Consider the following 21538-nt stretch of genomic DNA (forward strand, 5'->3'; position numbering starts at 1 on the left):
CCGTGGGCACCTCTCCCCCATTTCGAGCCGTTTTCTCATGAAGATCCTGCATACCGCCGACTGGCACCTTGGCCACCAACTCCATGGTCATGAACGCCGCTTTGAACACGACGTTTTTCTCGACTGGTTGACTGACACCCTCAAGCAGCGTCAGATCGACGCCCTGCTGGTGGCGGGCGATCTGTTCGATACCGCCAATCCCCCCGCGAGCGCCTGGCAGCAGCTCTATCGCTTCCTGGCGAGACTGCGGGCCGAGATGCCCCACCTTAACATGGTGCTGATCGGCGGCAATCACGACTCACCCTCCAAGCTGGATGCGCCCCACGAGCTGCTGCGGGCCTTTGACCTGCATCTGGTGGGCAGCATCAGCCGGGATAGTGATGGCAAGCTTGAGACCGAACGCCTGCTGGTGCCGCTGCAAGACAGAGAAGGCAAGCTGGTCGCCTGGTGCGCTGCCGTCCCCTTCCTGCGCAGCAGCGATCTGAGGGTCGAGCAACTGGCAGAGGGGCAGGATCGACTGATTGAAGGAGTTCGCCAGGTCTATGAGGAGGTGCTGAGTGCCGGGCGCGCCCGCTGCGAGCCCGATCAGGCGCTGATCGCCATGGGCCACGCCTATCTGGCGGCGGGCCAGCTCTCCGAGCTCTCCGAGCGGCGGGTGCTCGGCGGTAACCAGCATGCCCTGCCAGCCGACATCTTCGCCGCTGCCGACTACACGGCGCTCGGGCACCTGCATCTGGCCCAGAGCCCGGCCGAAGGGGTGCACTACAGCGGTTCGCCGTTGCCGCTCTCGCTCGCTGAGGCCAACTATAACCATCAGGTGCTGGAAGTGACCTTTGCGGGGGGGAAACTGGCCGGGGTGGAGCGGATCCCGGTACCCCGCGCGGTGGAGATGATCCGGCTGCCCGAAAGCGAACTGGAGGGGGCGCTCCAGGCCATCGAGGCGCTGACGCTACCCGCTTGCCAACAAGAAGCCCAGTCCTTCCTCGAAGTGCGACTATTGTTGCCCAGACCCGAGGCCCGCATCCGCGAGCGCATTCTGGCTGCGTTGGTGGGCAAACCCGTGCGTCTGGCTCGCATCAGCACCCGTTATCTGGGATCCGGGCAGGGGCTGGCCGATGGCTCCCATCAGCGCAGGCTGGATGAGCTCTCCCCCACAGAGGTGTTCAGACTCTGCTATCAGCGTCAGTTTGACGGTGAACCCGAGGCCGAGCTGGTGGCCTCGTTTGAAGAGATATTGCAACAGGTGAAGGAGTCCGGCATATGAAGATCCTGTCCCTTCGGGGTGAAAACCTGGCCAGTCTGACCGGGCTCTTCACCATCGACTTTACCAAGGGGGCGCTTGGCGCCGCCGGTCTGTTTGCCATCACCGGCAACACGGGCGCGGGCAAGAGCACCCTGCTCGATGCCATCTGTCTGGCGCTGTACGACGAGATGCCGCGCTTCATCGCCAATCGCAAGCACGTGGCCGAGGTGGGCCGAGCGGATGACGAGGAGAAGCTCAAGGCCAATGACGTGCGCGGCATTCTCAGCCGTGGCCACGCCAGCGGCTGTGCCGAGGTGCAGTTTCGCGGCTGCGACGGCCGGATCTGGCTGGCGCGCTGGGCGGTGCGCCGGGCCCGTAATCGCTCGGAGGGGCGCTTTCAGGCTCAGGAACGCAGCCTGACTGACGTGGCGAGCGGGCAGGTTTTCTCCGGCAGCAAGCGGGAGCTGCAGGATCGCATCGATGAGCTGGTGGGGCTCTCCTGGGAGCAATTTCGCCGCGCCGTGATCCTGCCTCAGGGGGAGTTTGCCGCGTTTCTCAAAGCGAGTGCCGACGAGCGCTCCGCCCTGCTCGAACGCATGACCGGTACCGAGCTTTACTCCGTTATCTCCATCCAGACCCATGAGCGGGCGCGGGAGGAGCAGCAAAAATTGGCCGCCATCGGGCAACGGCTCGGCGACGTGGCACTGATGGACGAGGCGACCCGCGAGCAGTGGGTCGCCCGGCAGTTGGGCTGCTCCACCGGTCTCAAGCACGAGCAGCAGCAGCGCCAGCTGTTGCAGGACTTGCGCGATCTCAACGATCGCATCGCCGCCCAGTTGCTGGCCTGTCAGGAGGGGCAGGTGGCACTGGCTGCCGCAGAAGCGGCTCACACCCTGGCCGCTCCCGAGCGGGAGGAGTTTACCCGCGCCGAGCAGGCCCAGGTGGCCCGCGCCGATCACGACGAGCTGGCGCGTCTTACCCTGGAGGTGCAGCAGCAGGAGCAGCTTATCGGCCAGTTGGGGCCTGAATTGGCACAGGTTGAACTGGCGCAGCAGCAGGTCGCGCTGCGTGAGCAGCACCTGCTGGCCGACAAGATAGCCGCCGAGCGTGAATGGGGGGCGCTGCAACCCGAGCTCAAGCGGGCGCAGGAGCTAGATACCCGCATCAGGGAGAAGGGCAGCCAGTTGCAGGACGTCCAGCAGCAGGGGGCGCAGGCGCGTACCTTGCAACTGGCACTGCAGCAGGAGTGGCAACAGCAGGCGAGCCGGGTGCAGGCACTCGACGCACGGCGCCAGCAATGGGCACGCTGGCTGGATGAGCGCAAGGCGCTGGCGCCGCTGGCGCGGCAGTGGCAACCCTTGCTGGCGGCCATGCAGGATTGGGCAGAGGGTCGGGATCAGCTGCAACATTTTCAGCAGAGCCGTGAGCACAAGGGCCATGCCCTGCGCGATCTCAACAGCCGGCTGGAGCAGGGTCAGCAGGAGCGGGACGGCTGGCAGCAGGAGCGCACACGGCTGCAACAGCAGCATGATCAGTTGCAGGCGCAGGAGTGGGATGGTCAGGTTGCCAAGGCGCAGGAGCAGCGGCAGGCCCAGACCGAGCAGCTGGCGCGGGTGCAGCAACTGCTGGAGCTGGCGGAGGCGGGCCGCAATCACAGCGAGCAACAGGAGCGCTTGTTGCAAGAGATGGCGCTGCTCGAGCAACATCTGCACCGGCTGGCCGGTCAGCGCGATGAGCTGGTGCCAGCGCTGGAACGGCTTGCCACCCAGCGTGGTGAGGCGCGCCATGCCCTGGAGCAGGCCCGCGCCGTGGCCAGCTTCGAGCAGTATCGTCACGTGCTGAGCGATGGCTCCCCCTGCCCGCTCTGCGGCGCCGAGGAGCACCCCTATCGCCAGAGCCAGCCGCAGGTGGCTGGCATACTGGCCCAGCTGGCCGATCGAGCCCGTCAGCTGGAGCTCGAGTGGGAGCGGCTCAATCACCAATATATTCAGGGGGAGAGCGAACGGGTTGAACTGGCCCGTCAGCTTGCCGCCCGCCAGCAGCGCCAGCCGGAGCTTGAGGCGAGATCCGAACAGCTGACCCAGCGCTGGTTGCAACTGGGCGGCAATACCCTGTTGGGGCACGGGCTGCCACTACGTCAGAGTCCGGCGGAGTGGGCAGATCTGCTGGCCCATCTCTTGGCACAGGGAGAGACTCTGGAGCTGGGTCTGGTGGCCGGACAGCGACAGCTGCAACAGGCCCAGCAAGGCCAGCAGATGTTGATGGGGCTGCGCAATCAGCTGACCCAGTTGACGGCCCGTCATCAGCAGTTCGAACAGCAGTGGCAGGAGGCCGAGCGGCAGAAGATCGCGTGGGAGGCCGAGCTAAAAGCGCTGGCCGAGCAGGAGGTCGCGCTGCGCCAGCGCCTGGTGCAGGGGGAAGCGCGACTCGATGAACAGATGGGTGCCGAACCCTGGCGCCAGTGGCTCGGCAGCCGGCAGTGGCTCGAATGGCAGCAGACCTGCGAGGCCTATTTGCAGGGACAGCGCGAGTGGGAGCAGTTGGGCAGCGAACTTGCGAGCCTGACGCCGGGCGTGAGCGCGCAGGAGGCACGGGTGCAGAGCCAGAACGAGCTGCTGCACAAGCTGGAGCGCGACTACAAAGAGGCCGAGTTGCAGCGCCAGGGGTTGCTCGCCAGCCGCGAGGCCTGTCTGGGAGGGCGCGTCATCGCCGAGGTCGAAGGCGAATGGCAACAGCGACTGTTGCATGCCGCCAGCCAGCTCGAGGAGGCGGTGGCCGCGTTGCGGATGGCCAGGGAGAAGCAGACCGAGCTCAAGGCCAGGCTGGCTCACCTTGAGCAGGACAAGCTGGTGAGCAGCCGTCGCCGGCGCGAGGTGCTGGGCCGCTGGGCGGCGCACGCCACTACCCTGGGCATTGCCGAGTATGATCTGCGACGGCTGCTGGCGATGGTACCGGATGAGCTCAAGTCTCGCCGGATCGCCTTGCAGCATCTGGACGACGCCCTGGCCGAGGCTCGCACCCGGCTGGCCGAACGCCAGCGGGCGCTGGCGTTGGAGGAGGTCAAGCTGGCGCGTTATCGCGAGCATCACGGCGAATTGACCGCCCTCTCTGTGCAGGAGCTTGGTCTGCGCCTGGGGGCCAGCGAGGCCCATTGCCGCGAGCTGGAAGAGCAACTGTTTCAGTGCAAGAGCACCCTGGCCCAGGCCGAGGCGGCTGCCCTCAAGGCGGGCTCCTTGCAAGAGGAGCTGAGCCGCCAGCAGGCGGTGGCGGATCACTGGCAGCAGCTGTCCGAGCTTATCGGCTCCGCCAGCGGTGCCAAGCTGCGCACCTTCGCCCAGAGCCTCACCCTGGAGCGCCTGCTGCTGGAGGCCAATGCCCAGCTCGGCGAGCTGTCGCCGCGCTATCGACTGGAGCGGGTACCCGGCACGGATCTGGCGCTGCAGGTGGTGGATCTCGATATGGGGGATGAGGTGCGATCAGTGGACTCCCTCTCCGGCGGGGAAAGCTTCCTGGTCTCGCTGGCGCTGGCGCTGGCCCTCTCCAGCCTCTCGTCGCATCAGACCCAGATCGAGTCGCTGTTTATTGACGAGGGCTTCGGTACCTTGGATCCGGACAGCCTGGATCTTGCGCTATCCAGCCTGGACTCGCTGCAGGCGGCCGGTCGCCAGATAGGCGTCATCTCCCATGTGCAGACCCTGGTGGAGCGGATCGGCGTGCAAATTCGGGTAGACGCTCTGGGCGGCGGCGAAAGCCGGGTGGTGCTGCCCTGAATCCTGACTCACTCCGTTGAGGGACTGCGGCCCCGCCAGATGGCGGGGCTTTTTTGTTTCAGAGTTTTCGCAATATGGTCGCTTGATCTAGGTCCATGCCCGCATATTGCGGGAAAAGAGATAATCAGGGGTCATGACCCCGGTCTTGCATCCATGCACCCGCAAGAGGGAATGGTCAATGACGGTTGTACCTGAAAGGGTCTTATGTCGCATCGCAATGCGAAAACGAGGTGATGCGCTTTATGTCATCTGGTTCTGCTGGGGCCTGGCGTTGCTGCTCTATGTGTTGGGATCTGCATATTACAAATTACCCGTAGTGCCGCTGTTAGTGATGGCGCTGATGTTAATGGTGGAGAAAGTCAGAATGTTTGGACGAAAGCGCAATGAGTCTGTATCTGCGGTATCGGGTGTGGCAATGACAGTGATTGCACAGGGAGCCAGATTCACGGGTGAGCTGCAAGTGGAAGGCAATCTGGATGTGCATGGGCAGTTCATCGGAACCTTATTGGTCAGCGGGGGAACAGTTCGCATTATGGAGGGGGGCCGCGTTGAGGGAGAGGTGACCGCCGCCCATGTCACCATCAATGGCACCCTGGATGGCACCTGCGCATCGACGGAGGTGGAGATCCTCGAAAGTGGCAAGATGAAGGGGACCTTCAAAGGTGGCAGCCTCTCCATTCGAAAGGGAGGCCAGTTCATCGGGCAATCCCAAGCTCAGGAAGATAGCAACGCTGTCTCTGGCCAGAGCAAGGGGAACGTGAAGAAGTTGCAACCCGAGGGGAAACCCAAGGCCATTGATGTGCCGGAGGTGGCGGCAAAACAGGCGTAAAAAGGGGCGCCAGCGCGCCCCTCGTTGTTTAACTGCGGCGCTTGGGCAGCATATTGGTCAGTGTGTTGTCCTTGAGCACATGGTGGTGATAGATGGCGGCAACGGCGTGCAGGGCGATCAGGGCATAGCCTATGTTGGCCAGCGTCTCGTGCAGCTCCTTTATCGTTCCCCTCAAGCCATCATTAGGCGCGAGCAGGGCGGGCAGTTCGAACCCGAAGAAAGGGATGGGTTTACCGCCCACGCTCAGCAGCAGCCAGCCCAGCAGCGGGGTGAGGATCAGAAAACCGTACAGTGCAAGATGGGCGAGTTGAGCCAGCTTGTGCATCAGAGGGGACTGCTCGGGCACTATGCGGGGTGAGGGGCCGCTGAAACGCACCAGCAGCCGTACCACGACCAGCGCCAGGATCAGCAAGCCCACCATGAAGTGAAACTCCTTCATCAGGTCGCGCCCGGCCGAGCCCTTGGGAAAGATGTCCCTGAATTCCATCAGGGCGTAGACGGCAATCATCAGCAGCAGAGTCAGCCAGTGCAGGCCGATACTCAGGCTGCCATAACGTTGTTCGGTATTTTTCAACATGTTCATGTCCTTCTCGGGGAGCTCATTGCATCACTTTCTTATCCATCCGGGCTCGCTTCCTGTACCCGGACCTCTTTGCATCCAATCCCATGTTACAAGCCCTGTTCGACAAAACTTTGATCTCGATAACTTTTTAACATTTTACTCTCAGCTCTCAGCTCTCAGCTCTCAGGCGGTGCCTGGCCAGGCACCCCTCTGCGCGAGGCTATGCGTCTGGTAACGGCGGTGCGGATGAAGGTCTGGTCATGAAACATCTTGGATTGGGAGCTGCGCAGCTGTTCATGTTGGGCGCCATTCTACTTGGCGTGGCTGGCAGTGGCAGTGATCGTCTCTTTGCGGCAGAGCCTGAACATCCATCGCACTTTTCCGCCTATCTGGGGCTGTTGCCGGGGCTCATCGATTCCGATGGGAGCGGTCCCTTCATCGATCTGGTCAAGGCCATGGCCGCGCTGGATGACGGGGTCGAGGTGAGCGTGATGGTTTACCCCATGTCGCGTGCGACGCGCAGCGTGGTGGTGGGGGCGACCGCTGTCAGTGACCCTGTGCGATATCGCTCACTTCAAGCAGGTCAACGTTGCCGGGCAGAGCCTGTATAACCTGTTGCTGGTGGCTGATCGGGCCCTTAATCAGGCCAAGGCACAGGGGCGCAACCGGGTGGGTTTACACACCTGGCAGGCGTCAAGGGTCAGCATGGCCCCATAAAAAAACCGAAGCGCTTGGCTTCGGTTTTTCGTTGCAGTCACTGGCCAAAGCCAGAGCGCATTATTTCTTGATGCGGATCACCGGGGTCTCGCCCACAGTCACTGCACCTGTCATCTTGATCAGCTCTTTGATCTCGTCCATGTTGGAGATGACAACCGGCGTCAGGGTAGACTTGGCCTTCGCTTCCAGAATAGCCAGATCGAACTCGATGATGGTATCACCGCGCTTGACCTTTTGACCTTCCTGAGCGATGCGCTTGAAGCCTTCACCTTTCAGTTCAACGGTGTCGATACCGAAGTGAACGAACAGCTCGATACCTGAGTCGGATTCCAGCGAGAACGCATGGTTGGTCTCGAAGATCTTGCCAATGGTGCCATCGCACGGAGCAACCATCTTGTTGCCAGCCGGCTTGATGGCGATACCGTCGCCGACGATCTTCTCGGCGAAGACAACATCAGGCACATCTTCGATCGGTACGATTTCACCTGACAGCGGGGCATACAGCTCAATGCCACCGGTATCAGAGCTATCATCGGAAACCAGTTTCTTCAGTTTATCAAACAGACCCATAGTAAAAGCTCCTAGAGATGATTGTCGCTGTTTGCAGCCGATCTTAGCAGACTGCCTTCTGCTTAATAAAGTTATCTACACAGGCTTCGATTTCGGCGGCAGTTGCATAGCTCAATGCCTGGTCAGCCATTGCCTTTACATCTTCGAAGTTGGTGTTACGGATAAGCTTCTTGATACGCGGTACAGAGATGGAGCTCATGGAGAACTCATCCAGACCCATACCCAGCAGCAGCAGTGTGGCGCGTTCGTCACCAGCCAGCTCACCGCACATACCGGTCCACTTGCCATTGTCATGGGAAGCGTCGATAACCATCTTGATCAGCGTCAGGACGGAGGGGGACAGCGGGTTGTACATGGCGGAGATCATCTCGTTACCACGGTCGACAGCCAGGGTGTACTGGGTCAGGTCGTTGGTACCGATACTGAAGAAATCCACTTCTTTAGCCAGATGATGAGCCATCACGGCAGCAGCCGGAGTCTCGATCATGATACCCACTTCGATGGATTCATCAAAGGCTTTGCCTTCGGTGCGCAGTTCGGCTTTCAGCTTCTCTACGGTGGCTTTCAGGCTACGGAACTCTTCGACAGAGATGATCATCGGGAACATGATGCGCAGTTTGCCGAAGGCAGACGCACGCAGTATGGCCCGCAGCTGGGCATGCATGATGTCTTCGCGATCGAAGAAAATACGCACGGCACGCCAGCCCAGGAAGGGGTTCATCTCTTTCGGGAAATTCATATAAGGCAGTTCTTTGTCGCCGCCAATGTCCATGGTACGGACGATGATCGGCTGATCCGGCATGGCCGCTGCCACTTCTTTATAGGCTTTGAACTGCTCGTCTTCGGTCGGCAGCGCGTCACGGTCCATGAACAGGAACTCGGTACGGTACAGACCCACGCCTTCGGCGCCATTGCGGATGGCACCTTCGGTATCCTTGACGGTACCTATGTTGGCGCAGACTTCGACCTGATGACCATCTAGCGTGATGGCAGGCAGATCTTTCAGCTTGGCCAGCTCGTCCTTCTCGGCCTGGAACTGGGCCTGGAACTGTTTGGCTTCCGTCAGCTGCTCGGCGGTCGGGTTGATGATGATCTGATTGTTGATCGCATCCAGTACCAGCATGTCACCGTTCTTGACACGCTCGGTGATGTCATTGGTGCCCACGATGGCAGGCAGCTCGAGTGAGCGGGCCATAATGGAAGTGTGAGAGGTACGGCCACCGATATCGGTAACGAAACCCAGCACATATTTCAGGTTGATCTGAGCGGTTTCAGACGGGGTCAGGTCTTTAGCGACCAGGATGACCTCTTCGTCGATGGTGCTCAGGTTGACAACGGCGATACCCAGCACGTTCTTCACCAGACGGGTGCCGATGTCACGGAAGTCGGTGGCGCGCTCGCGCAGGTAGGGGTCGTCCAGATCGGCCATCATCTTGGCGTATTGCTCGATGACTTCGTAGACGGCCTTATCAGCGGTGGCCTTGTTGTCTTTGATGAAGGATCTGATATCCCCTTCCAGCTCCTCATCTTCGAGCAGCATGATGTGGCCTTCGAAGATGGCCTCTTTTTCCTCACCGAAGGTACGACCAGCCATCGTTTTGATGGCTTCCAGCTGGACAGCTGACTTGGTGCGGGCTTCGAGGAAGCGGTTGATCTCGGCGTCAATCTGGTCAGCAGAAATCTTGCCCTGATTGATAACGATTTCATCTTCTTTCAGAAGAAGCGCCTTACCGAATGCGATACCGGGGGACGCAAGAATGCCAGATATCATAATCCTTCCTATTAAAACGACTGTGGGGGAGGAATAAAGCTGGATTACTCCAGCTCGTCCATCAGGGCAACCAGCTTCTCAACGGCTTTCTGAGCGTCCGGGCCATCGGCCTGGATGGTCACGTTGGTGCCTTTGGTCAGGCCCAGGGTCTGCAACTTGAACAGGCTCTTGGCGCTGGCAGATTTGCCACCGGAGACCACAGTGATCTCGCTTTGGAATTCTTTGGCTTCTTTCACGAACTGAGCTGCCGGACGGGTGTGCAGACCGTTTTCAGCAGTGATAACAACAGACTTCTCGTACATGGTTTCACCCCATATTATTGATATTTTTTGGAGAGATGGATGCTTTTGACGCTTCCTTATCTCACCGTGTCAGTATGGATATGTTGTAAAGTAACGAAATCAGACCTGCAATGGTTTAATCCAGGTCAATTTTCTGTGCAGTATTCGGTGTCTGCCTAAACTCTTTTTCGTTATCGCGCTACAAGCCGCATAAATACTGGCTTGAAATTATTTTTTAACGAAAAATAACACTTTGTTACTTTGTGATACCTAGTCGGCAAATACCTCGTGACGCCGCACAGGATATGAGATTTATCACAGAATGTCTGCTTTTTTTGTCGTCCGCCAGCTTGTTATTTTACCCCAAAAAATAAGGGACCGAGTGGCGCTACCACCTGCTCAGTCTAGCTCATAAAAAAACGGCGCTCCTGGGAGCGCCGTTGTTCTGAAAGAATGCGATCACCTACTGCAGCAGTTCTTGCTCGCTGAACACCCCGGCAAACAGGGCGCTGGAGAGGTAACGTTCGGCGGCGCTCGGCAGTATGACGACGATTGTCTTGTCGGCAAATTCCGGCAACTCGGCCAGACGGGCGGCGGCCACGACGGCAGCCCCCGAGCTTATCCCGGCCAGGATCCCTTCCTCTTCCATCAGGCGACGGGCCATCTCGATGGCATCATCGCTGCTTACCTGTTCGACGCGGTCCAGCAGGGTCAGGTCCAGGTTGCCCGGAATGAAACCGGCGCCAATGCCCTGGATCTTGTGGGGACCCGGCTTGATTTCAAGACCGGCCAGACGCTGGCTGATCACGGGTGACTCGCTCGGCTCGACGGCCACCGAGACCACGGCCTTGCCCTTGGTCTGTTTCAGATAGCGGGAGACACCGGTAATGGTGCCACCAGTGCCGACGCCTGCCACGAACACATCCACCTGACCATCGGTGGCATCCCAGATCTCGGGTCCCGTGGTCTTTTCGTGGATTTCCGGGTTGGCGGGGTTTTCAAACTGTTGCAGCAGGACATATTTGCCCGGCTCGGATTCGAGGATCTCGTTGGCCTTGGCGATGGCGCCTTTCATGCCCAGCGGGCCTTCGGTCAGCACCAGATTGGCGCCGAGCGCCTTGAGCAGCTTGCGGCGCTCCAGGCTCATGGTGGCGGGCATGGTCAGAGTGATGGGATAACCGCGAGCGGCGGCCACAAAAGCCAGAGCAATACCCGTGTTACCGCTGGTGGGCTCGATGATCTCCTTGCCCTTGGTCAGGACGCCGCGTTTCTCGGCATCCCAGATCAGGTTGGCGCCGATGCGGCACTTGACGCTGAAGCTCGGGTTACGGCTCTCAATCTTGGCCAGTACGCGGCCCTTGGTAACACGGTTGAGTCGAACCAGCGGGGTGTGACCTATGGTCTGGCTGTTGTCCTCAAAAATTTTGCTCATGGTGCTATCCCTGTTTGTTACGGCGATGAAACAAGATTACCCTGTGGTTTCTGAATGAGAAGTGACGATTTGTTATAACAATATGTTATTACAAGATATAGAGCTTATTCTTTCTTACTGAGGCCTCAGTCTCCAAAAGGTCTCTTGTCGTCAAAGGAATGGACGTTATGGGATTTGCAGGAAGCGATCGCTATCTCGCCTCAGAGGCGCTAAAGATGGCGGTCAATGCGGCAATAGTGCTGGAAAAACCGTTACTTATCAAAGGTGAACCCGGCACAGGCAAGACGGAGCTGGCCGAAGCTGTGGCCAGCTCGCTCGGTACCCAGCTGATCGCCTGGCACATCAAATCCACCACCAAGGCCCAGCAGGGGTTGTATGAGTACGATGCTGTGGCGCGGCTGCGTGACTCCCAGCTTGGCGATCCGCGAGTGGGGGAGATCAGTCACTACATCCGCCAGGGCAAGCTGTGGCAGGCCTTCACCGCCGAGCAGCGGCCTGTGCTGCTCATCGACGAAATCGACAAGGCGGACATCGAATTTCCCAACGACTTGCTGCTGGAGCTGGATCGGATGGAGTTCGACGTCTACGAGACGGGCGAGCGAGTCAAAGCCCGCCAGCGTCCCGTGGTCATCATCACCTCCAACAATGAAAAAGAGCTGCCGGACGCCTTCCTGCGCCGCTGCTTCTTTCACTACATCCGCTTCCCTGACAAGGCCGAGATGCAGGCCATCGTCAATCTGCACTATCCGAACCTCAAAGCGGCGCTGCTGGACGAGGCCATGGCGCTCTTCTTCGAGTTGCGCGAAGTGGATGGGCTGCGCAAAAAGCCCTCCACCTCCGAGCTGCTGGACTGGATCCGGCTGCTGCTGGCCGATGACATCTCCCCCGAGGCGATGCGCACCCGCGCGCCTGGCAAGCTGGTGCCTGCCCTCTACGGCGCTCTGCTCAAGACCGAACAGGACTTGCATCTGTTTGAAAAGCTCGCCTTTCTGGCGCGTCGCGGCAGCTAACTCATGCTGATCGATTTTTTTACCCACCTGCGCCGCCACAAGCTCCCGTGCAGCCTGCGTGAACTGCTGGACTTGCACGCAGCGCTGGCAGCCCGGCTGGTCACTCTCGATATGGATGCGTTCTACCAGCTCGCCCGCTGCCTGCTGGTGAAAGATGAGGCCCATTACGATCGCTTCGATCGCGCCTTTGCCGACTATTACGATGGCCTGCAGGCCACGCCCCTGTTGCCAGAAACCCTGCCGGATGAGTGGTTGCGCAAGGAGTTTGAACGGCTGCTGAGCCCGGAAGAAAAAGCGTTGCTGCAATCCTTAGGCGGACTCGACAAGTTGCTGGAAACCCTCAACCAGCGCTTGAGCGAACAGAAAGGTCGCCACGCAGGCGGCAACAAATGGTTGGGCACGGGAGGCAGCAGCCCGTTTGGCCACGGTGGTGTTCACCCCGAAGGGATCCGCATGGGGGGAGAGGGCCAGCACGGCAAGGCGGCCAAGGTGTGGGAGGCGCGTCACTATCGCAACTTCAGCGACGACTCGCCGCTGGGGCAGCGTGCCATTCAGCTGGCGCTGCGCAAGCTCAGGCGCTGGGTGCGCCAGGGCAACCCGGACGAACTGGATCTCGACGACACCATCCAGAGCACGGCCCGCCAGGGCTGGCTCGATGTGAAGTTGAGGCCGGCGCGCCACAACGGCGTCAAGTTACTGGTCTTTTTCGATGTGGGGGGCTCCATGGATGCCCACGTGGCCGAGGTGCAGCGGCTCTTCTCGGCGCTGCGCCACGAGTTCAAGCATCTGGCGTACTTCTATTTTCACAACTGTCTCTACGACTTCGTCTGGCAAGACAACAACCGCCGGGCCGAGGAGCGTTTTGATACCTTGCGGCTGCTGCGCACCTACGGCAGCGACTACAGGGTGATTGTGGTGGGGGATGCCAAGATGGGCCCCTATGAGATCACCTGGCCCGGTGGCAGTGTCGAGCATTGGAACGAGGAGGCGGGTCAGGTGTGGCTCGCCCGCCTGCAGCAGCACTTTCCCAAGCTGGTGTGGCTCAACCCGGTTCCGAGGCGGGAGTGGCTCTGGCATCCCTCCATCAAGTTAATGAATGAACTGGTTGGCGGGCGCATGCATCCGCTGACCCTGGCCGGTCTCGCCGCGGCGATCGATCAGCTGTAATGACCTCTCTACCCTAAAAAGCCAACAAGCCGGGAACGCACCCGGCCAGGAGCAAAGATGACTTCTATCGTGATCAGTGGATCAGGCCTGTATACCCCGCCTTTTGCCGTCAGCAACGAAGCGCTGGTGGGCGCCTTCAACCAGTATGTGGATCTCTACAACGAGGAGAACGCCTCCGCCATCGATGCGGGCCAGCTGTCTGCCAAGCAGCATTCGAGCTGCGAGTTCATCGAGAAGGCCTCCGGCATCAAGAGCCGCTATCTGGTGAGCAAGGAAGGGGTGCTGGATCCCGACATCATGCAGCCGCTGCTGGCGGAGCGAGCCGATGACAAACCCTCCATCATGGTGGAGATGGCAGTGGCCGCCGCCGAGCAGGCGCTGATCGCCGCCGGCCGCGAGCCGGGAGAGATAGATCTGGTTATCGTCGCCGCCTCCAACATGCCGCGCCCCTATCCGGCGCTGGCCATCGAGTTGCAGCACTACCTGGGAGCAGGCGGCATGGCCTTTGACATGAACGTGGCCTGCTCGTCTGCCACCTTTGGCATCAAGGCGGCAGCCGACATGCTGGCGGCGGGTAGCGCCAAACTGGCGCTGGTGGTGAACCCGGAGATCTGCTCGGGGCACCTCAACTTTCGTGACAGGGATAGCCACTTTATCTTCGGCGATGCCTGTACCGCCGTGCTGCTGGAGCGGGAAGAAGCGTGCAAGGTCAGCAACCCCTGGCAACTGGTGGCCAGCAAGCTGGTGACCCAGTACTCCAACAACATTCGCAACAACTTTGGCTTCCTGAACCGGCTCAGCCCGCGTACCCGTTATGGTGATGACAAGCTGTTCTGCCAGCAGGGGCGCAAGGTGTTCAGGGAAGTGCTGCCGCTGGTGTGCGATCAGATAGCCGGCCAGCTGGATGAGCAGGGCTGGCCAGCGGATACCCTGAGCCGGCTCTGGCTGCATCAGGCCAACCTCACCATGAACCAGTTCATCGGTCGCAAGCTGCTGGGTCACGATGCCAGCCAGCAAGAGGCGCCGGTGATCCTCGACAGTTACGGCAACACCAGCTCGGCGGGTTCCATTATCGCGTTCCATCTGTACAATCGCGACCTGCCTACAGGGGCTCGCGGCGTGCTCTGCTCGTTTGGCGCTGGCTATTCGATAGGGAGTCTGCTGCTGCGGCGTCTGTGAGGGGCGGGGGCATATCCCTGCCGTCATTACCAAAAACAGCGGTCAGGGTGGAATCATGCAGAAAATCACGGGGCGCTGCGCCCTGCACTATGGGGTGACACTGCCACTCTTTTGCCTCTACGGGTTGCAGGTCTCGTTTCAGGAGAGCCTGACCCTGCCCCAGCTGCTGGGGCCCACCCTGCTGGTCTTCACCCTCATGTTTGCCGTGCGCCATTGGGTGTTGTGCCGACTGGTCCTGCCCGGCAGCGGGCTCAGTAGCTTCGGGCTGGAGGTGGGCTTCTACCTGCTGGGGGCGCTGCTGCTTTCGGGCTACAGCGGCCTCATGCTTGATCTCCCGCTGTCGAGCCACCTCAAGATCCTGCTGGGGATGACGACCCTGGGCTTTCTGGTGGCCGCGGATCTGTCGCTGGCGCGGGACTGGAACCTGGCCAAACAGCGGGAGCATCAGGGCTCGCTGGTGCTGACCCGGCCGCTGGCCATGCCGGTTTCCCGCAAGTTCTCACTGTTTACCTTCACCACGCTCGTGCTGCTGGGGGGCGTCTTATTCCTGCTGTTCAACAAGGATCTGGAGCGGCTGGCGACGGTGGACAGAAGCCTGTCGCGGCTCGATGTCCAGCAATACATCTTGCTGGAAATTGCCTTCGTGATGGGGGTGACCTTCTGTTACCTCTGGCTCATCATTCGTGGCTATGGCCGCAATCTGACCCTCTTCCTGGAGCACCAGATGCGTACCATGGCACAGGTGCAATGCGGCGATCTGGATGCGCGGGTGCCGGTCACCCGGGATGACGAATTCGGCCTGATCGCCGCCAGCACCAACCAGATGATCGGCGAGCTGAAGGCGCGCCGCGACGAGCTCAACCTGACCCGGGACGTGGCCATCCTCGGCCTCGCCTCGCTGGCGGAGACCCGTGACAACGAGACAGGTGCCCACATCATCCGCACCCAGCACTATGTCAAGGTGCTGGCCGAACACCTGAGCCGCCACGACGCCGAGCGTTATCCCCTCGACGACGCCACCATAGACCTGCTGTTCAAGTCGGCGCCGCTGCACGACGTGGGCAAGGTGGGCATTCCCGATGCGATCCTGCTCAAGTCGGGCAAGCTGACCGACGAAGAGTTCGCCATCATGAAGCGCCATCCCCAGATAGGGGCCGATGCACTGGCCAGCGCCGAGGCCGAGCTTGGCTCCAACTCCTTCCTGCGGCTGGCGCGGGAGATCTCCCTCACCCACCACGAGAAGTGGGATGGCAGCGGTTACCCGGCCGGCTTGGCCGGGGAGAGCATCCCGATTTCGGGCCGCTTGATGGCGGTGGCGGATGTCTACGATGCCCTCATCTCGAAACGGGTCTACAAGCATGCCTTCACCCACGAAGAGGCGAAAGCCATCATAGTGCAGGGGCGCGGCAGCCATTTCGATCCCGGGATGGTCGATGCCTTCCTCGCTTGCGAGGGGGCCTTCAGGCAGATTGCCGCCGAGCACAGGGATCAGGCGTGATAACACCAGGGGGGCCTGTCCATGCCGCTGCGACAGGGTAGACACAGGGCGTCCGTCACTTAGTCACCATCCAGGTCTGATTTTACCGGCCCGCACTCGCGTAAACCCCACATACCTTGGCCACATGCCACTCACACTTAGCGAGGCACTCACTGCCGCGCGGATCTTGCTGTTGTTCGTCAATCCCGCAGAGAGCGCCGAGCAGGGTTTGGCGAGCGTAGCGAGGTGCCCTCAAGCGGCGCCAGCTGCGCTCCTTGGCGCTCTGACAATAACTGTACTTGGGCTGAAATATCTTGTAATTAAGAGTGGTTTGTACATTCCGACAGCCATGTTTTTTAATATTTGTGATGATAATCTATGCGTCCAATCTATGTAGTTGTACCAGCGTAAAATTAGTAAAAATATCAAAATCGATTTCACTTTATATTTTTAGATGCAGATAGGATGCGTGTTGTGATTTTTCTTGGGTCACTACTTTCACTTGAAGCTACCTTTCAAGTCAGCGCTGATTGTGACTCACAATTCTGTATGAAAAAAATGATCTTGGCGTAAGCTTTGAATGCATCAAGATCCTTGTCACATATTTACTTATTGCATAATCTAGTCCATGCATATGCAGTGCCGACGTAGTATGCTGGCGGTTTTAGGTTTGGATTAAGGGGCTTGGCATGGTTAATATTAGAGTTTTACCTATAAAGTCAAATAGTGGAATGAAAGATAAAGATGTATTTGTCTACTTGCTTCAAGACAATTGGAATGATTACTCATTTAAAACATTGTATCACCTGTTTTTGTCTGGGTATTACTCTGAAAGTGGTGAGCCAATCAGGTTTGGTGAAGTGAAGATTTTAAAGAAGGGGCAAACTGAAGACGATGGAATACAACTTTCTCGTGGTGATTATGTATCTTTATCCGATGATTTCTGCTCACTTGGACAGACGTTAGATTATTATGAGAGAATAGCTTCTCTGAAGTCTGAATATAAGGAGAAAATACTAAAATCGTTAAATGACGTAATTTTTAAACCACAAATAAAGAGTGATTTTAATGAAGAGAGCGGTTGGCTTACCTCATTAATGAGGGGGCTGAGTGAAACCGATGATATATTTATTCTATCACCATATCTCTTGAATAGGGATTACAACTCAATACCGAGTATCGAGCTTAAATTATCCTTTATTAATGGTGATATGGAGGGGCCAATAACTTTTGATTTTGATGCTCCATCATATGGGTATCTTGTCGGTGATAAATTGCCTTGCAGGATGAATGTAATAGTGGGGCAGAATGGCTCTGGTAAAAGTTCTATTTTATCAAAAATATCAAGAGTGGCATTTGCATCAAGTAAGGATAGAATGAGTGATGCTCTCTCTAAAGTAGGAACTATTACTCCTCATGGGATTGGTTTTCCTAAAATAATAAGTGTTGCGTATAGTGCCTTTGATAGTTTCAAAATACCTGGGGTTTCAGTTGAAGATAAAAAACAAATATTATCAGATATAAAGTCAAGTAAAGGTCGATATGTTTTTTGTGGTGTGCGTGATATAGGGCAGGAGTTAATTGAGTATATAGAGAGTTTTACTGGCACAGATATACTCCCAGACGATGAAATCATAAACGATAGGTTAAGTTCAACAAAGCTAAAATCAATATCATCTATGTGCGATGAGGTATCAACGCTTCTCCTTTTAGTAAAAAGTAAAAGGCGTGTGCGGATCTTAAAAAGTGCTATTAGCATTTTGTCAAAAGAGCTTTCTTTCAAAGAAATGGAAGGCTCATTACTGGAAGCGATTAAAAGTGATTCATTATCTAAATTATTTTTTGAATGTTCGACTGGTCATAAATTTATAATCCATACAATCATTAGCATTATTGCTCACGCTGAAAAAAGAAGTCTAATTTTAATGGATGAGCCGGAAACTCATTTACATCCACCTCTTCTTGCTGTTTTCATGACCTCAATAAGGTATGCGCTCGAAGAATTTGATTCATTTTGTATTGTCGCAACGCATTCCCCCATAGTTGTTCAAGAAACGCTTAGTCGGCATGTTAATATAATAAAGCGGCTTGGTAATAAAGTAGACATAACTTCGCCAGATATTGAAACATATGGTGAGAATCTATCTGCTATAACAAATCTTGTTTTTAGTCTATCCGGTGATTTTACTCAATTTCATGAAGAGCTAGATAAATTAACAATGTTTTATGTTGAAACAAATAAAAATAAAACAGTAGATTATATATACAAAGAAATAGAAAAGGTTTTTGACAATGGCCTAAGTATGCAAGCTCGCTCATATGTTATGTCTCAAATTGTTGGCACATTGGGGGGCTAAACTATGTGGACATTACAGCCACCAAAGGATATTAATCATCAAGAAATTATCGATGTTGCTTTAACCTATAAAAATGGGGATGCAAAATATACATTAACAAATGATGAGAAAAATGCCATATCAAATATATGCATTCAATATGATGGACTTAAAGGAAAGGAGCATGACGACTTAAAGGGGGAGGAGGCGTTAAGGGTTGCAAGTCGAACGGCAATGCATGATGCCTATAATGAAGTGCAAATTAAAGGTCGTCTGAGTGACTATAGAAGTAAATTGCTTTTTTCAGCACTAAGATGCCCATGTTGTGGCATCAGTGCGGCTGATGAACTTGATCATTATTTACCTCGCTCACAATTTAATGCATTATCATTATATTCAAACAATTTAATTCCAATGTGTCATCAGTGTAACAATAAAAAAAGAACACATCATAGCGATACCGATGAGCGTTTTTTACATGCATATTTTGATAATGTGCCAAGTAATGAAAGATTTTTCATAGCTGACACCAGCATAACAAATGGTGCTCTCATTGTTAATTTCTCGGCAATAAAAACTCCAGGTATTACGGATGAAGTTTTGTCCATGATTTCATTTCAAATTAACTTAGTGAGACTTAATGCTAGACTTAAAAAAGAAATTAATATTTTCCTCACTGCATTTATAGATGTCATTGAAATGACCTATGATGTTCAAGAAAGCTCTGATGATGTTAAAAAACTTTTAAATGGTGCAGAGAGAACATTCACGAATAAATTTGGATTGAATGATTGGAGGTCGGCATTACTGAATTCATTGTCTAATAATGATCGTTTTTGTGGAGGGGGGGTTCGTATTGTTTTTGAAAAATAAAGTTATACTTATTCATTTATTATATTTTTGATTTATTAATTGGCTAGGTGATTTTAATAGAGTCACCTTACCTCTATGTTATTTTTCTTGTGGTGTGGCTATATATATCACCTGGCACGATTATGTCTTGTCGGCTTTTATGAATATTTTCCATTAGGTCTCGCTCGGTGGTTAATATGTGCCATTCTTTATTAAAAACACTAAAAATAAAGCTGTTTCAATATTTTAAATAGCGAAGGCGATAGTCAGCCACAATCAAACTATTTTCTATAAAAACACCTAGTAGTCTCTAATAATTTGTTTGGAGGACGTTTATCCTTATAGGATGAGACGAGCATTCCAACTCTAACACAATGAGCCACGAACAGAGCTACGTCACGGAATCCGCTCCCGCCTGCGTGCTCCATATAGAAAAATTTTTTCAAAAATGGATTACTGCAAAACCCTATGCCCAGAGCCCGCCAGCGCTGGGCTTGGTGGCTAAAATCCGAACTGAAAACAGTGAACATGCTTTCACTGTTTTACCGTTTTTGATGTGCGGTGATGGCGCCGGGGATAAAAAGGCAATAAAAATGCCGCCCGTAGGCGGCATCTGGTAAACGCGGATATTAAATCAGGAAGTCATCCAGGCTCTTGCCTTGCTCAACTTGTGCAGCGATGGCCTTTGGCATACGGCCCTGACCGGTCCAGGTTTTCTCCTGGCCATCTTCTTGATATTTGTATTTGGCCGGGCGTGGTGCTCGTTTGGCCTTATTGCCAGCTTTGGCTGATAAGACCGGGGCGGCGTGACTGACCAGGTCACGGGGGTCGACACCGGCTTGTTTCAGCAGCTCGGAGAACTCAGCAAGCTTGCGCTGATGCTCTGCTTGCTCGGTACGCTCTTTCTCGGTGGATTCAAAGCGCTCTGTATAAACCTGCTCGAACTTTTCTTTCGCTTCTTCCAGCTGTTCAAATGGCAGCTCGCGCAGGGCCACACGAAGACTACGGATGTTCAGCAGTGTTTTAAGAAATTCGTTCATGGCATCCCCATTAAATGGCTGATTAAGGTGATCATCAATTTCAGGGGGAACATACCATAAAAAATTGGAATGTATATATAAATGTTATTCAGATAATGGGGGAAATAAAAAATACTGGCCCAATGGCGTGGGTAAAGTAATGTTTTTCATCTTGCCTATGACACAAGGGGGCAAGCGCAGCGGCGCCACATGGGTTATCAGGTTTGCGTTGATGAGAGAATTTCCGACGAGACGGGGCTTTGCTCATCTGCTCTCAATGTGGTTAACGGGTGGATATTGCATGAAACAAATCCGTTTGTTTCATTCCATCACACTCGTTTTAAAAAACAGCGCAGGGTGTTTTTTATGGCTCACATCGTCTGGCGATCAGGTCGGCGATCAGGCCAGCACTCAGGCCGGCACTCAGGCCGGCACTCAGGCCGGCACTCAGGCCGGCACTCAGGCCGGCACTCAGGCCGGCACTATGGCCAGCACCAGACAGTCGGGTTCGCTGATGCGAAAGCGCACGTTGAGATCGAACAAGCGTACCCCGTACTCCTTGTCGTCCGGCTTGCCCTTCTTGTAGGCGGGACGGGGATCCTGGGCCAGCACTTCGCTCACCAGCAGGCGCAGCTCGGGATGGGCCTTGAGCCAGGGTTGCAGCTGTTGCTCCGCCTCCGGGCTAAAGCGCACCGCCAGCGGCGGGGTGGGGGCATGGGGGGCAAAGCCGCCACGGGCATCAGGCAGGCTGTCGGCATAGGGGATATAGGGCTTGATGTCGACGATGGGGGTGCCATCGAGCAGATCGACCGCGCCGAGTTCGAGCCACAGCTTGCCCCGTTCACGGCCGACCCCGTGCAACTCGACCACCGACAGGCCGAGCGGATTGGGGCGAAAGGTGGAGCGGGTGGCAAAGACCCCGACCCGCTCGTTGCCGCCCAGACGCGGCGGGCGCACAGTCGGGTGCCAGCCCTGATCCATGGTCTGGTGAAACACGAAGCTGAGCCAGAGGTGAGAGAACTGCTCTATGCCGCGCAGCACGTCCGGCTGATCGTAAGGTGGCAGCAGCTCGAGGCGGGCACGGGCCGACTTGACCAGACCGGGCTGGCGGGGGATGGCGAACTTCTCCTTGTAGGGAGAGCGGATGATCCCGAGGGTGTCGATTTCGAACTTCATGGCGGATCCTGACTGAAAACCCCGGCAATTTAGCACAGGCGACGTCAAAACGCAGGCCCGCCTTGCTGTGCGTCTCCCTTGCCTGATCAGGATCCCGACCTCGCTGCCCCGCGCCCTTTTCCTTGGTCCTGCCGTGATCGCAGTCCC

18 protein-coding genes are annotated in these 21538 nt (G+C 56.2%); 11 read left to right on the forward strand and 7 right to left on the reverse strand.

Annotated elements, in window-relative coordinates:
- Positions 1 to 37: 37 nt before the first annotated feature.
- From WJM78_RS05650 to WJM78_RS05660, 3 genes are all read left to right on the forward strand, one after another.
- Positions 38 to 1264: an exonuclease SbcCD subunit D C-terminal domain-containing protein gene (locus WJM78_RS05650; protein ID WP_339014342.1), complete on the forward strand. Its 1227-nt coding sequence runs from the start codon at positions 38 to 40 to the stop codon at positions 1262 to 1264.
- Complete coding sequence (locus WJM78_RS05655) at positions 1261 to 5013, forward strand: AAA family ATPase (RefSeq protein ID WP_339014344.1); 3753 nt, start codon at positions 1261 to 1263, stop codon at positions 5011 to 5013. Before WJM78_RS05650 ends, WJM78_RS05655 begins: the two co-directional genes overlap by 4 nt.
- A 178-nt stretch (positions 5014 to 5191) precedes the next feature.
- Positions 5192 to 5842, forward strand: a complete 651-nt coding sequence (locus WJM78_RS05660) for a bactofilin family protein (protein WP_042036327.1) — start codon at positions 5192 to 5194, stop codon at positions 5840 to 5842.
- A 28-nt stretch (positions 5843 to 5870) separates the two neighbouring features.
- On the opposite strand, the gene WJM78_RS05665 is transcribed toward WJM78_RS05660, so the two are convergent.
- Positions 5871 to 6419, reverse strand: a complete 549-nt coding sequence (locus WJM78_RS05665) for a cytochrome b (protein ID WP_339014345.1) — start codon at positions 6417 to 6419, stop codon at positions 5871 to 5873.
- A gap of 245 nt (positions 6420 to 6664) precedes the next feature.
- Between WJM78_RS05665 and WJM78_RS05670 the strand changes: the two genes are divergently transcribed.
- Entirely contained in the window at positions 6665 to 7015 is a 351-nt protein-coding gene (locus WJM78_RS05670; RefSeq protein WP_339014347.1) for a hypothetical protein, read from the forward strand.
- Between the two features lie 166 nt (positions 7016 to 7181).
- On the opposite strand, the gene crr is transcribed toward WJM78_RS05670, so the two are convergent.
- The 4 genes from crr to cysK form a co-directional block, all read right to left on the reverse strand.
- Positions 7182 to 7691 (reverse strand): PTS glucose transporter subunit IIA, encoded by a 510-nt coding sequence (gene crr, locus WJM78_RS05675; protein ID WP_339014349.1) that lies wholly within the window; start codon positions 7689 to 7691, stop codon positions 7182 to 7184.
- A gap of 43 nt (positions 7692 to 7734) precedes the next feature.
- Positions 7735 to 9462, reverse strand: coding sequence for a phosphoenolpyruvate-protein phosphotransferase PtsI (ptsI, locus tag WJM78_RS05680; RefSeq protein WP_212514356.1), 1728 nt, complete (start codon positions 9460 to 9462; stop codon positions 7735 to 7737).
- A 44-nt stretch (positions 9463 to 9506) separates the two neighbouring features.
- A complete protein-coding gene (locus tag WJM78_RS05685) occupies positions 9507 to 9764 on the reverse strand; it encodes an HPr family phosphocarrier protein (RefSeq protein WP_005303128.1) in 258 nt (85 codons plus the stop codon).
- 442 nt (positions 9765 to 10206) lie between these two features.
- Complete coding sequence (gene cysK / locus WJM78_RS05690; protein WP_042036320.1) at positions 10207 to 11175, reverse strand: cysteine synthase A; 969 nt, start codon at positions 11173 to 11175, stop codon at positions 10207 to 10209.
- Positions 11176 to 11342: 167 nt separating this feature from the next.
- Here cysK and WJM78_RS05695 point away from each other — a divergent pair, with 167 nt between their 5' ends.
- The 7 genes from WJM78_RS05695 to WJM78_RS05725 all read left to right on the forward strand — a co-directional run bounded on the left by WJM78_RS05695 (position 11343) and on the right by WJM78_RS05725 (position 19816).
- Entirely contained in the window at positions 11343 to 12185 is an 843-nt protein-coding gene (locus WJM78_RS05695; protein ID WP_042036319.1) for an AAA family ATPase, read from the forward strand.
- Positions 12186 to 12188: 3 nt separating this feature from the next.
- The gene (locus WJM78_RS05700; protein ID WP_339014353.1) at positions 12189 to 13352 is read left to right on the forward strand and encodes a vWA domain-containing protein; all 1164 of its coding nucleotides are present in this window, start codon (positions 12189 to 12191) and stop codon (positions 13350 to 13352) included.
- A 57-nt stretch (positions 13353 to 13409) separates the two neighbouring features.
- Positions 13410 to 14531, forward strand: coding sequence for a beta-ketoacyl-ACP synthase III (locus WJM78_RS05705; protein ID WP_339014354.1), 1122 nt, complete (start codon positions 13410 to 13412; stop codon positions 14529 to 14531).
- 55 nt (positions 14532 to 14586) lie between these two features.
- The gene (locus WJM78_RS05710) at positions 14587 to 16029 is read left to right on the forward strand and encodes an HD domain-containing phosphohydrolase (protein WP_212514354.1); all 1443 of its coding nucleotides are present in this window, start codon (positions 14587 to 14589) and stop codon (positions 16027 to 16029) included.
- A 668-nt stretch (positions 16030 to 16697) separates the two neighbouring features.
- On the forward strand, positions 16698 to 18365 hold the full coding sequence (locus WJM78_RS05715; RefSeq protein ID WP_339014355.1) for an AAA family ATPase: 1668 nt from the start codon (positions 16698 to 16700) through the stop codon (positions 18363 to 18365).
- A 3-nt stretch (positions 18366 to 18368) separates the two neighbouring features.
- Positions 18369 to 19217, forward strand: coding sequence for an HNH endonuclease signature motif containing protein (locus tag WJM78_RS05720; protein WP_339014356.1), 849 nt, complete (start codon positions 18369 to 18371; stop codon positions 19215 to 19217).
- Positions 19218 to 19570: 353 nt separating this feature from the next.
- Complete coding sequence (locus WJM78_RS05725) at positions 19571 to 19816, forward strand: hypothetical protein (RefSeq protein WP_339014358.1); 246 nt, start codon at positions 19571 to 19573, stop codon at positions 19814 to 19816.
- A 9-nt stretch (positions 19817 to 19825) separates the two neighbouring features.
- Here WJM78_RS05725 and WJM78_RS05730 read toward each other — a convergent pair whose 3' ends face one another.
- Positions 19826 to 20236, reverse strand: coding sequence for an H-NS family nucleoid-associated regulatory protein (locus tag WJM78_RS05730; protein WP_042036308.1), 411 nt, complete (start codon positions 20234 to 20236; stop codon positions 19826 to 19828).
- A 450-nt stretch (positions 20237 to 20686) separates the two neighbouring features.
- Positions 20687 to 21391: a tRNA (N6-threonylcarbamoyladenosine(37)-N6)-methyltransferase TrmO gene (gene tsaA, locus WJM78_RS05735; protein ID WP_287147160.1), complete on the reverse strand. Its 705-nt coding sequence runs from the start codon at positions 21389 to 21391 to the stop codon at positions 20687 to 20689.
- Between the last annotated feature and the right edge of the window lie 147 nt (positions 21392 to 21538).

The sequence above is a fragment of the Aeromonas popoffii genome (assembly GCF_037818705.1).
In the GTDB taxonomy this organism is placed as follows: Bacteria; Pseudomonadota; Gammaproteobacteria; order Enterobacterales; family Aeromonadaceae; genus Aeromonas; species Aeromonas popoffii.